The organism is Pseudomonas sp. UM16, assembly GCF_050312595.1.
In the GTDB taxonomy this organism is placed as follows: Bacteria; Pseudomonadota; Gammaproteobacteria; order Pseudomonadales; family Pseudomonadaceae; genus Aquipseudomonas.
This window is the reverse complement of sequence record NZ_JBNPJT010000023.1, coordinates 38,656-50,729: the sequence shown is the minus strand read 5'-3', so window position 1 is coordinate 50,729 and position 12,074 is coordinate 38,656. Positions and strand designations below refer to the sequence as shown.

The following is a 12,074-nucleotide window of genomic DNA, read 5'->3' as shown; positions in this document are numbered from 1 at the left end:
CCACCATGCCCCGCCCTCGTGAACTGAAAATCACCTTAAAGCCCGTGCAACTGACTCTGTGCATCGCCCTAGGTCTGTGGCTCGGCGCAGTAGCTATTGCCTTGAGCCTGTGGTTGGCGTGGCGCCTGATACCTGAAAGCGTACACCCCTTGAGCCAAGTGCTGACGCCGCCAGCAGTTGCTCCGGCTGCCGATCCGCAGAGCCAGATGTTCGAGCAGTACAAACAGATCCTGCACAAGCAGCAGGCTCAGCAAGCCGAGGATCAGGCTGAAGGTAACCTGCGCAACCTGGCCAACCCCAAGTGCCAGTTCTGGCTGCAACAGAACCGCACCGCGCCGACCGAAAAGAGCCGCGCCCTGGTTTTGGAATTCTGTAACTGATCGCCATGAACAAAGCCGACCTGCTGCAACGCATCATCGACACCTTGAGCCGTGACCTGGATGTGGCCCAGCGCGCGGCACAGACTGCCTATGAAGCGGCCACCGCCGAAGAAAACATCGCTGAAAATAAGTACGACACCTTGGGCCTGGAGGCTTCCTACCTGGCAACCGGACAAGCCCGGCGCATGGAAGAGATTCGTCAGGCACGGGCGGCGTATCAGCATTTACTGTTGCGCGATTACGATCCTGCACTCGGCATTCAGGTGAGCAATCTGGTCACACTGGAAGCTGAGAACGGTCGCTGCCAGCGCTTATTCCTCGGACCTGAAGGCGCTGGCTTGAAGATTGGCCAGGGCGAGCAGTTGGTGACGGTGATTACTCCGCGCTCGCCGTTGGGGCAAAGCCTGATGGGTAAACGCGAGGATGATGACGTCAGCCTGGTTCTCGGTGCAAAGCAGCAGCACTTTGTGGTGGTTGGCGTTAGCTGAATGTAGCGCCGGCGCTGCTGGCGTTGTTTTCAGGCCCCCAACGCATTGAATCGCTGCGCCAATCCCTGCTGCGCAAACTGCTCAATGATGTATTCAACAAACACCCGTGTTTTGCCCGGCAACAACTTGTGCTCGGCGTAGTACAGGCTGATGTTTCCATCATCCACATACCAGTCCGGCAACACACGCAAGAGGCTACCTGCCTGCAGGTACGGTACGGCAAACGGCATGCTCACCAGAGCCACCCCCAGCCCCTGCTGTGCCGCAGCACAGCCGGCTTCCGAATCACTCATGGTCATGCGCAAGCGAATCTTCAACGGGCTCTGTTCCTGCTGACGGTTGGTCAGCGGCCAGGTGCGCACCCGCCCGGTTTGCGGTGAACGGATGAGGATCCCATCGAGCGCTTGCAAGTCGTCCGGTCGGCAGATCGCCGGGTGCCGCGCCAGGTACGCCGGAGCCGCCACCAAAATCCGGTGCGCCGGGGTCAGCTTGCGGGCGACAACGCCTTGAGGCAGGTCGAAACCACCACCAATAGCAGCATCGAACCCCTGACCGATCAAGTCGACCTGGCGATTATCAAAATGCCAGTCCGGATTGATCGCCGGAAAACGCTGCAGAAATTCAGCCAGCAACGGCACGATGTATAAACGCCCGAACACCGTGCCCATGCTCACCTTCAGGGTTCCGGCCGGCTGCCCTTGGGCGCTGGCAAGGTTGGCGACGGCATGCTGGATGGTCTGAAAGCTGCTGGCCACTTCGCCGAGAAAGCGTTGACCGGCTTCGGTCAAGGTCAGGCGCCGCGTGCTGCGTTGAAACAAGCGCACGCCCAGGCGCGTCTCCAGGCGAGCAACGTTCTTGCCCACAGCAGCTGGCGTCAAACTCAAGCGCCGGGCAGCCTCGGCGAAGCTGCCAACTTCGGCACTACGGACGAAGCATTCGATACTGCTAAACGTTTCCACAACAAGCGATTCCATACTTCTGGTTTACACAGACTATAGCGATTAGTGGCTACACAGAGGGTAATCTGCCGTCGATACTGAGCCTCATCCAAGGCATCCAGCCTGGTTCTTTCGGGAGCAGAACATGTCGACTCAAACTCGTCTCAGCGGCAAAGTAGCTTTGATCCAGGGCGGCTCACGCGGTATCGGCGCGGCCATCGTCAAACGCCTGGCCAGCGAAGGCGCCAGTGTCGCCTTCACCTACGCCAATGCCACCGAGCAAGCCCAGGCGCTGCAACAAAGTATCCTTGCCAGTGGCGGCAACGCATTGGCGATCCAGGCCGACAGCGCTGATGCCAGCGCCGTGCAACGCGCGGTAGAAACGACCGTCGAAACTTTCGGTAGGCTCGATATCCTCGTCAACAATGCCGGTGTCCTGGCGGTCGCCCCGCTGCTGGAGTTCGACCTGGACGACTTTGATCGGACCCTGGCAGTCAACGTGCGCAGCGTCTTCGTCGCCACTCAGGCTGCCGCTCGCCACATGGGTCAGGGTGGCCGGATTATCAACATTGGCAGTACCAATGCCGAACGCATGCCCTTCGCCGGCGGTGGCCCGTATGCCATGAGCAAGTCAGCGCTGGTCGGCCTAACCCGTGGCCTGGCTCGCGACCTTGGCCCACTGGGCATCACTATCAATAACGTGCAACCTGGTCCGGTCGACACCGAGATGAACCCGGCCCATGGCGAGTTCGCCGACAGCCTGATGGGCTACATGGCGGTAGGTCGCTACGGTGAAGTCGAGGAAATCGCCAGCTTTGTCGCCTACCTGGCCAGCCCTGAAGCGGCCTACATCACCGGCGCCAGCCTGACCATCGACGGTGGTTTTGCTGCCTGATGCACTCAGTTGCCCTCCCGGTTCGCCAAACTTTGTTCGATCATGTGAACAAAAGCCCGCGCAGCCGGGGTGGGGGTTTTCGACCAGATGGCGTAGAGACGACGCTGAGGTGCATCGCGAATCGCTGCAATGGCAACATCTTTGAAGCTACTGGCGATACGCGCCGGCACCAACCCCACGGCCAGGGCGCGCTGCACGAATTTCTCCACCAGGCGCACATTGGTCACCTCAAATTGCACCCGGTGGCGCACACCCGCAGCAGCGAAAGCCTCATCGGTTTGCCGCCGGGCACCAGTGCCAGCTGGAAAATCCACCAGTGGCTGATCTTCCAGATCCCCCAAGGTCAACGCCTCTACTGCCGTCAGTGCATGGCCCATCGGCAACACGGCCACCAGTTCTTCTTCGGCCAGCAAGCGGAATTCGACGCCTTCCAGGCGCTGTCCCGGCCAGACGCCGATAAAGCCGACATCCAGGCGCCGTTCCTGAACATCGGCGATCAGCAGTTCACTCTTGGCCATCAGCCAGCGGATATCGACTTTCGGGTGTTGACGATGAAACCCGGCCAGCAAATCGACCAAGTCAAGCTCGGTCAGCGAGGTAATCTCGCCGATGGATAATTGCCCGCGCACCTCACCACACGCTGCGGCTACATCTTCGGCAATGCGCCGGGTAGCTTCGAGGGCCGGTCGGGCGCTGTGTACGAAGGCCTCGCCTGCAGGCGTCAGGCGTACCCGTCGCGAGCTACGCTCGAACAGAATGACACCGAGGGTTTCCTCAAGCCGGGCGATCTGGTGGCTCAGTGCCGACTGCACCACATGGCAACGCTCAGCAGCGCGGGTGAAACTGCCAGTGTCGACTACCGCCAAGGCATATTCGATCTGCTTCAAATTCATGGAACGATCTATTTTCAAGATGGATAGAATGAAAACGATACATTGGCGTCATGCTAGCGCATTTCCGATACTGTCACTCCCTAACTGCCACTAATTGAGACGGTCCATGACCTCCTCCACCTCTCCCTTAAGCCGCGGCCTGATCCTGCTGATGGCAACTGCCACCGGCCTCGCCGTGGCCAGCAACTACTACGCGCAACCATTGCTGCACAGCATTGCCGAGCATTTCGGCCTGACCACCGCCAGCGCCGGGGCCATCGTCATTGCTGCACAACTGAGCTACGGCGCCGGTCTCCTGCTGCTGGCACCATTGGGCGATATGTTTGAACAACGCCGGCTGATCGTCAGCATGATCGCCATCAGTACCCTGGGCTTGTTGATCAGTGCCTTCTCACCAAGCCTGGTGTGGCTGTTACTGGGTACCACCTTGACCGGCCTGTTCTCGGTTGTGGCCCAGATTCTGGTGCCGATGGCAGCAGGCTTGAGCGATCCGAGCCAGCGCGGGCGGGTGGTCGGCACGTTGATGAGCGGCTTATTGCTGGGCATCCTCCTGGCCCGTACGGCGGCCGGCTTCATGGCCGAACTGGGCGGATGGCGCAGCATCTACCTGCTGGCGGCAGCGTTGATGGCGGTGTGTGCCATTGCCTTGGCACGGGCGTTGCCGGAACGCCACCAACACGCTGGGCTCAGCTATCCCGCGCTGATTGCTTCAGTGTTTCGTTTGTTCGTCGACGAACCGGTGTTGCGCCTGCGGTCGTTGCTCGGGTTGCTGGCCTTTAGCCTATTCGCCCTGTTCTGGACCCCTTTGGCATTTCTTCTGGCGGCTGAACCCTACCAGTACTCGGACGCCGTGATCGGCCTGTTTGGTCTGGCCGGTGCTGCTGGCGCGCTGTCGGCCAATTGGGCTGGGCGCCTGGCTGATCGCGGCAAGGGGCCGCTGGGCACCACGGTCGGCTTGCTGGCGCTGCTGCTGTCATGGATACCGCTAGGGTTCGCGCAAACGTCGCTGGTGGCGCTGCTGATCGGCGTGCTGCTGCTCGACCTGGCCGTGCAACTGGTGCATGTCAGCAACCAGAACGCGGTGATTGTGCTGCGCCCAGAAGCTCGCAATCGCCTGAACGCAGGCTACATCACTTGCTACTTCATTGGTGGTGCGCTGGGCTCACTGCTCGGCACCCAGCTGTTCCAGTCCTATGGTTGGAACGGCATCGTCCTCGCCGGCCTGGTGATCGGCAGCCTGGCCTTGCTGGTCTGGGCCCTGGCCGAACGTCAGCGCAACCTGCGCACGCGCACAGCCTAACGGCGGATGAAGGCTTCATCGACCTTGGCCAGGTGCTCCTCGCGCAGCGTGCCGGCGTAGTAATGCAGCTTGATCCAGGCCAGCAAGTAGTCGTAGCGCGCCTGGGCCAAGTCGCGACGGGTGGTGGCAAGCTGTTGTTCGGCATTGAGCACATCGAGGTTGACCCGTTCGCCACCCAGCACGCTCTGACGGGTCGAAATCACCAGGGCCTTGGCCGAAGCCAGCGCCCGCTCGTAGGCACGCAGGCGGCTGGCGCCGGATTGGCAGGCATTGTACTGGCGTCGTAACTCAATCAAGGTACTGCGGGTGTTGCCGTCCAGTTCGTACTCCGCCTGTTCCAGGTTGCGGCTGGCCTGGCGGGTCGACGCCGATACGCCGCCACCGGCAAACAGCGGCAGGCTGACTTCCACGCCAATGGTGTTGGTGGTGTAGCGCTGGTTGTAGGTGTTGCCGCTATCGGACTCCATGCGCCGTGAGGTGGCATAGGCTGTCACCTTGGGCAAGTGCCCTGCGCGATTGCGTTCGACTTCGTACGCAGCCACTTCCAATGCCTGACGCTGGGAAGCCAACTGCGGGTTATTGGCCAGCGCCAGTTCATGCCAGGCCTCGAAGCTGGACGGTTGCACGGCCAGCAACGAAAAGCCGTCATTGAGCGGAGCCAGCTCTTCGATCAGCGCCGCAGGCTCGCCGATTAACGCGCCGAGCTCACGCAACGCGGCATCCTGATCGTTGCGCGCCTGGATTTCTTCAGCGTCGGCCAGCTCGTAACGTGCCTGGGCTTCAAGAATATCGGTGCGGGTACCCTCACCTTGCTGAAACAACTGCTGGTTTTGCTGAAACTGCTGCTGATAAGCCTGCTTGCTGGCCACACTGATGCCGATCTGATCCTCTGCGAACAGCGCTTGTGTATAGCTGGTCATCACCCGCACCAGTAGCTCCTGACTCTTGCCGCGAAACTCCTCGTCGGCAAACAGCGCCTGGGCCACACCCTTGCGATAACTGGCATAGGCCTCGTAATCGAACAGCGGCTGCTGGAGGATGAAACTGGAGCCATAGCTGTCGTAGTGACGATCATCACTTTCACGTCGCGAATCGCCCAGATAACTGGCCTTGGAATCGTTGCGGCCCTTGTTGTAGTTGTAGGACAGGTTAGGCAGCAATCCGGCGCGGCCAATGGCCCGGTTCTCCTGTCCCGACTCACGGGACTTGAGCGCGCCAAGGAACACTGGGTCCTTACGCAGGGCTTGCTCGTAGACTTGAAACGGTCCCATGGCCTGCACAGCGTCCCCGGTGGTCAGGGCGAACGCCGCCAGCAGCCCGGTCATCAAGCTTTTCATTCGCGGACGTCCTATTGTTCGGTCAAGGCGCTGCCTGCCCGGTCGAGCAGGGGTTTGAACAGGTAATTGAGCAGCGAACGTTCGCCTGTGCGCACAAACAGTTCGGCCGGCATGCCCGGCTTGATCACCAGGCCATTAAGCTGGGTCAGGGCCTGTTCACTGACGGTGCTGCGCAGCACGTAGTACGGCTGGCCCGTCTTGTCGTCGAGCAGTTGGTCGGCGGAAATCAGCACCACCTCCCCCACTACCCGCGGGGTACTGCTCTGGTTGAACGCGGTGAAGAGGATGTCCACAGGCAATTGCACCGCGACTTTATCCACAAGGTTGACCGGCAAGCGCCCTTCGACCTCCAGCGCGGTACCCTGGGGCACCACTTCGAGCAGCGTTTCTCCGGCACGCAGAACGGCGCCTTCGGTGTGCACACCGAGGTTGACGGCAATGCCATCGACCGGCGCGAGGATTTCACTGTGCTGAAGGTCGAACCCGGCGGAAGTCAGTTGCTGCTCCAGGGTTACACTCTTGAGCTGAGCTTCGGCCAATTGGCTGCGCACCTCTTTCTGGTACTCCTCGCGGCGCTGCTGCAGGTTCAGGCGCGACTCGACAATGTCTTGCTCCAGTCGCGCACTGTCCCCACTGTTCTGCGCCAGGTCACGTTGAACCTGGGACAACTGACGCTGGTACTCCAGCAAGCGATTACGCGGAATATAGCCCTGACTGGCCAGTGGTTTGAGGTTGTCCAGTTGTTCACGCAAAGAGTCGGCCTGGGCTTGCAAATCGCCTCTGGCGCGACGCATCCCGGCCAGTTGCGCCACGGCCCCTTCGATGCTTGCCGTCAGCCCGGACTGTTCGCGGGCTTGCGCGTCGCGGCGGCTACTGAACAGCTGGCGCTGGGATTCCAGCACCAGACTCAACTGCGGGTCAGGATCATCACTGAGTTGCGCAGGAAAGGTGATCTGCGCCAGGTTATCGCGTTCGCTTTGCCAACGCGCCAGGCTGGCCCAGGCCACTCGGTACTGAGCCTGCAGGGACTGCACCTGCGCCAGGACCTGGGTTTGATCGAGGCGAAACAGCGGCTGCCCCTGTTTGACCCTCTGCCCTTCACCGACCAGGATCCGGCTGACCACGCCTCCCGCCAAGGACTGCACCGCCTTGCGCTTGCCTGAAACTACCACCGTGCCCGGCACAGTAACGCCCTGGTCCAGGGGGGCGAAGGTTGCCCACGCGAGAAAGCCGCCGAAGCCGAGCAAGGTCAGCAGCCAGCCCAGTCGAACAAAAAAGCGTGCATCACGACCGTTGGCGGTTGTATCGGTTGCAACCTGGCTCATGCGCCACCTCCGGCAACCGCCGCAGCATTCACTGCCGGGGCCTGACGCACGGCCTGCTCCTGGGCCCGGCTCAGGGCGTGCAGCACATCCTGGGCTGGGCCGAAGACCTGCAACCGGCCGTCATTGAGTACCAGCAGTTTATCGGCCTGGGCCAAGGCAGCCGAACGGTGCGTGACCAGCACCACGCTGCGGCCTTGGGCTTTCATCTGGGCGATGGCCGTCGCCAGGGCAGCTTCGCCCTGAGTGTCGAGGTTGGAGTTCGGTTCATCCAGAACGATCAGCCGGGGCTCACCGTACAAGGCACGCGCCAGGGCAATGCGCTGCTTCTGCCCACCGGACAGATCACTGCCACCCTCGCCAAGCCGGGTGTCATAGCCTTGTGGCAAGCGCAGGATCATCTCATGCACGCCGGCCTGACGCGCAGCCTCGACCACTTTGTGACCATCGAGCTCGGCGAACCGGGCGATGTTCTCGGCAATGCTGCCACGCAGCAGTTCGATGTTCTGCGGCAGGTAACCGATATGCGGGCCGAGCGCCTCTCGGTCCCAGCGGTGAAGGTCGGCGCCATCCAGCCGGACGATGCCCGCCAGCGTCGGCCAGACACCCACCAATACCTTGGCCAACGTCGACTTGCCAGAACCCGAGGCCCCCAACACGCCTAACACCTCTCCCGCCTGCAAGTTGAAACTGATCTGCTGCAAGGTCGCCACCCGCTTGCCGGGGGGGCCGGCGCTGACCTGCTCGAAACTCAGCCGCCCGCTCGGGGCCGGCAACGCCATCGGTGCCGGTGGTTCTGGGAACTCACGCAGCAAGCCATCGAGGCGCTGGTAGGCCAACTGCGCCCCGCTCCACTGCTTCCACACGGCGATCAACTGGTCGATGGGGCTCAACACCCGGCCCATGAGGATTGAACCGGCGATCATCATTCCCGGGGTCATCTGCCCCTCGATCACCAAGAGAGCACCCAGGCCCAACACCAATGATTGCAAGCACAGGCGCAAGGATTTGCTGATCGCGGTGATCACTGCCGAGGTATCGCTGGCCCGGTTCTGCAACGCCAGAAAACGTGCATGCAAGATGAACCAACGCTTGCGCAAGGTGCCAAGCATGCCCATGGCCTGGATGCTTTCGGCGTTGTGCAGTTGGCTGTCGGCGAGTTGGCTGGACTGTTGCTGAAAGCCGCTGGCTTGCACCAGCGGCTTATGGGTCAGACGCTCGTTCAGCACCGCCAGCGCAATCAACAGCAACGCACCCACGCAAGCTATGACCCCAAGCCAGACGTTAAAGACAAACATCACCGCCAGGTAGATCGGAAACCATGGAGCATCGAAGAAGGCGAACAATGCCGGGCCGGTGACAAATTGACGCAACTGGGTCAAATCATTGAGTGATTGCGCAGCCTGACCATCGCCTTGACGCAAGTTGCGTTCGAACGCAGCGCGATAGACCGACAGGTTGAACCCCTGTTCCAACTGCTGGCCCACGCGAATAACAATAAAACTGCGAATCACCTCGAGCATACCGATAAATATAAAAAAACCGACGACCATTAAGGTCAACATCCACAGGGTGGTGTGGTTTTGTGACGACAACACTCGATCATAGACTTGCAGCATATAAACCGAGGGCACCAGCATGAGGATATTAATCAATGCTGTGAAACAACCAACACTGATCAATATCGACTTATAGCGGGCCAGTGCCGCCCATAACGGGGCCTCGGCCTTAGTATTCGACCTGTTCATTGTCCGCCTTTCTATCCCTGAAAAATCGGCACTTGCTTACACGTGTTTAATCTTTATTCTTACGTTTCAACAGTAGTGTCTTGCCGGCGGGCGTTATCCACTTGTAGCTATCGGGTTTGTAACGATTAAAGTGCACAACGGCACTGCCATCTGCGCCGACCAGCGCCAATGTGTCCGGCGTTACCAGCCAACTACTGGCGGACTGACCGAGTAATTGCTGCAAGCACTGAAGGTCTCCGCCCAACCGGGTTTCGGGCGCATATAGCCGCAACTGGCACGCCGCCACCGGTTCGTTTTCGGGGTAAAGCGTCCAGTCACCGGCCAACTGCGCGGGATTGGGCAACAGCAGGCTACCGGCCATACCAACCTCTGTGATCAACATCAGGGGAACCGCGCCGAGCGCGATCATTCGCTTGAAAGCCATCTTCGCTCCGTTCTCCCATGGGCCAAAGGCGGCGCTTGCGCACCGCCCCCACACTGCAATCAGACCACGATATCCGTGGCGACAGCTTGACCTACGGTAGTCACCAGGAAATCAGACAGACTGTTGCCAGTGAAGTCGATAGACAGGCTACCCAGATTGCTCGCCTGATCGAAGCTCAATACCGCCTCGCCGGCATGCCCGGTGAAGACATCGACGAACTGCAGCGGTAGCTTGTCTGTGGCAAAGCTGGCAATGGCCGACAGATCGATCTTGTCCTGACCACTGACAAAATCCATGATCCGGTCAGCTGCACTCGGGGTCGAGTCGCTGCTAGCCGCAAACACGAAGGTATCGGCCCCACTTGCGCCCCAGAGTTTGTCACCGCCTCCGGCCCCGTAGATGATGTCGTTGCCGGCACCGCCCTTGAGTTCATTGGCAACAGCATTGCCGATCAGCAGGTCGTTTCCGGAACCGCCAAAGGCATTCTCGACGGTGACACCCTTGGCAATGGAGATATTGCCAATCATGCCGCCGACGTCCGAGAACGAGGCCTCATTGAGGTTGATTTTCTGGTTCTGGGTGAAACCGGAGAAGTCCAGAGTGTCGTTACCGCCGCCGTCCCAAACCGAGAACACGATTTTCGACGAGGCCGAAGTGGCCGAGTAGAAATCGCGATCGGCGCTGGAGTTGAAACCGTACACGGTATCGCTGGAGCGAGCGGCGTAGTTGGCACCGTAGAGTTTCTGGATCGCCGCGATGTCATCCATCAACGGCGCCGAAGCGTAGACCTGCACACCGCCTTTGGTAAAGTTCTGGCCGGTGTTGCTTTCGCTCCAGTAACTCATGACGCTGTAGCCGCGGGTGTCCTGGCCGTACGAGGCATCGGCATAGCTGGGATAGCCTTCACCGGCGTTGTAGTCGCCAGGGTGAGACAGGCCCAGCACATGTCCGATTTCGTGGGTCAGTGTCTGGCGACCATAGTTACCGTTTTGTGGGTTGATGTTGGCCTGGTACTGACTGTTGATCAGGTACCAGGATTCACCCATGTTCGAGCCCGGGCCATAAAACGGCAGATAAGCGAATGCCGCCCCGCCCGTGCTGCCATCACTGTAGTTGCCGAAGGTCATGTGACCGTCGCCGCCTGAGGCCGACTCCCTGAAGGTTACCTTGGCCACGTCGGCCCAGGACTGCATGGACAGCTGCGCTTGCGCCTTCTGCTGCGCCGAGAAAGCGCTGAACGAGCCCAAGTCCTGGCCATAAAAATCGGACGGGGCTTTGGTCAGGAAGGTATAGGTGAGGCTGATGGTGCCGTCCTTGTTCATGTCTCGCCAGGCCGCGCCATCTCGCAGCAACTGGGTAGCGGCCTGATCGACCGAGAACGAAGGCTTGCCATTGACGGTCGCATTGCCGCCGCGATCATACTGGTGGCTGAAACTATTGATCAGACCGAAAGCGGAACTTGCACCCAGGGGTTGCAATACAGAGCCGGCAGAAACAATAGCGCTTTCTTTTACTTTCGACATACAGACACTTCCTTGTTTACAAAAAAGCAGTTGTTGTCCGACAGGACGCTCCCGCGGCGAGATCGTCCTATCACTCGCCTTAAATGAGGCCGGGAAAAGCTGACACATTTACAAATGCACTGTCCAGCTTTTTCTTAGCGCACTTTTTTGCACTCGCTTATTTAGAAATTCTTAACCTATTTGCGCAAACGCGATATATCTTAAATGTGTGCAACTGACGAAAACCAACGGCACAAATTTAGTTTTAAAAAACGAACTTTTATTACCTGAATGCGACGCCCGACAATACGTAATTAAATCTGAGCCTTGAACAAATGACTTTTTTGTGACAACTCGGACGAATTACCCTCCGTCGCTTAACGATTGACTTGTCGTAGCGCCGGGTGCTGAGTAGCGATTGCTCACCCCCCCTTCTTAATGGATGCCACAATGACAAGGCTCACGGTTCAGTCCGGCGACTTCTTGCAAGGTGAAGGCGAGTACCGCAATGGATCGCTCACACTCAAAAGCTGCCGCAACCCTTCTTCTGGGGAAAAAATTGCCCTTTCCGGTATCCGCGAACTGCTGCTCGCCAACCAGGAGTCCAGTCGCAGCCTGGGCAGCGCCCTTGGTTGGGGCATGGCCGGCGCACTGGTGGCAGGCCCGGTAGGTTTGATCGCCGGCTTCTGGCTCGGCGGCAAGGAAGAGGAGGTGACCTTCCTGGCCACCTTCAAGGATGGTCGCAAGCTCATGGCGATCACCGACAGCAAGACCTGGTCGAAGCTCAACACGCACTGGCAGCGCCATGCGCTACCGGCGGCCAATCGCTGAATCGACGCTCGCGGGA

At 59.8% G+C, this 12,074-nt stretch carries 12 protein-coding genes; 5 read left to right on the top strand and 7 right to left on the bottom strand.

The annotated features are described in order from the left end of the window. The first annotated feature begins 5 nt into the window (after window positions 1-5). Window positions 6-380, top strand: coding sequence for a hypothetical protein (locus ACQRAX_RS22710; protein ID WP_412040755.1), 375 nt, complete (start codon window positions 6-8; stop codon window positions 378-380). A 5-nt stretch (window positions 381-385) separates the two neighbouring features. After that, window positions 386-868 carry a GreA/GreB family elongation factor gene (locus ACQRAX_RS22705; protein ID WP_412040756.1) on the top strand — a complete coding sequence of 161 codons (483 nt, stop codon included), beginning with the start codon at window positions 386-388 and terminating at the stop codon, window positions 866-868. A gap of 29 nt (window positions 869-897) precedes the next feature. Here the strand turns inward: ACQRAX_RS22705 and ACQRAX_RS22700 are convergent, their stop codons facing one another. After that, window positions 898-1,827: a LysR family transcriptional regulator gene (locus ACQRAX_RS22700; protein WP_412040757.1), complete on the bottom strand. Its 930-nt coding sequence runs from the start codon at window positions 1,825-1,827 to the stop codon at window positions 898-900. Between the two features lie 124 nt (window positions 1,828-1,951). Here ACQRAX_RS22700 and ACQRAX_RS22695 point away from each other — a divergent pair, with 124 nt between their 5' ends. Next, complete coding sequence (locus ACQRAX_RS22695; protein WP_412040758.1) at window positions 1,952-2,701, top strand: 3-oxoacyl-ACP reductase family protein; 750 nt, start codon at window positions 1,952-1,954, stop codon at window positions 2,699-2,701. 5 nt (window positions 2,702-2,706) lie between these two features. Here ACQRAX_RS22695 and ACQRAX_RS22690 read toward each other — a convergent pair whose 3' ends face one another. Continuing rightward, complete coding sequence (locus ACQRAX_RS22690) at window positions 2,707-3,594, bottom strand: LysR family transcriptional regulator (protein WP_412040759.1); 888 nt, start codon at window positions 3,592-3,594, stop codon at window positions 2,707-2,709. A gap of 106 nt (window positions 3,595-3,700) precedes the next feature. Between ACQRAX_RS22690 and ACQRAX_RS22685 the strand changes: the two genes are divergently transcribed. Next, the gene (locus ACQRAX_RS22685) at window positions 3,701-4,894 is read left to right on the top strand and encodes an MFS transporter (protein ID WP_412040760.1); all 1,194 of its coding nucleotides are present in this window, start codon (window positions 3,701-3,703) and stop codon (window positions 4,892-4,894) included. Here the strand turns inward: ACQRAX_RS22685 and ACQRAX_RS22680 are convergent. The 5 genes from ACQRAX_RS22680 to ACQRAX_RS22660 are packed head-to-tail and all read right to left on the bottom strand — an operon-like array spanning window position 4,891 to window position 11,248. Then, entirely contained in the window at window positions 4,891-6,231 is a 1,341-nt protein-coding gene (locus tag ACQRAX_RS22680; RefSeq protein ID WP_412040761.1) for a TolC family outer membrane protein, read from the bottom strand. The two genes, ACQRAX_RS22685 and ACQRAX_RS22680, sit on opposite strands and share 4 nt — an antisense overlap. A gap of 11 nt (window positions 6,232-6,242) precedes the next feature. Next, window positions 6,243-7,556, bottom strand: a complete 1,314-nt coding sequence (locus tag ACQRAX_RS22675) for an HlyD family type I secretion periplasmic adaptor subunit (RefSeq protein WP_412040762.1) — start codon at window positions 7,554-7,556, stop codon at window positions 6,243-6,245. After that, complete coding sequence (locus ACQRAX_RS22670; RefSeq protein ID WP_412040763.1) at window positions 7,553-9,301, bottom strand: type I secretion system permease/ATPase; 1,749 nt, start codon at window positions 9,299-9,301, stop codon at window positions 7,553-7,555. Before ACQRAX_RS22670 ends, ACQRAX_RS22675 begins: the two co-directional genes overlap by 4 nt. Before the next feature lie 46 nt (window positions 9,302-9,347). Then, window positions 9,348-9,725 carry an AprI/Inh family metalloprotease inhibitor gene (locus ACQRAX_RS22665; RefSeq protein ID WP_412040764.1) on the bottom strand — a complete coding sequence of 126 codons (378 nt, stop codon included), beginning with the start codon at window positions 9,723-9,725 and terminating at the stop codon, window positions 9,348-9,350. Window positions 9,726-9,784: 59 nt separating this feature from the next. After that, the gene (locus ACQRAX_RS22660) at window positions 9,785-11,248 is read right to left on the bottom strand and encodes a serralysin family metalloprotease (protein ID WP_412040765.1); all 1,464 of its coding nucleotides are present in this window, start codon (window positions 11,246-11,248) and stop codon (window positions 9,785-9,787) included. 429 nt (window positions 11,249-11,677) lie between these two features. On the opposite strand from ACQRAX_RS22660, the gene ACQRAX_RS22655 reads away from it, so the two are divergent. Then, window positions 11,678-12,058, top strand: a complete 381-nt coding sequence (locus ACQRAX_RS22655; protein WP_412040766.1) for a hypothetical protein — start codon at window positions 11,678-11,680, stop codon at window positions 12,056-12,058. Window positions 12,059-12,074 lie beyond the last annotated feature (16 nt).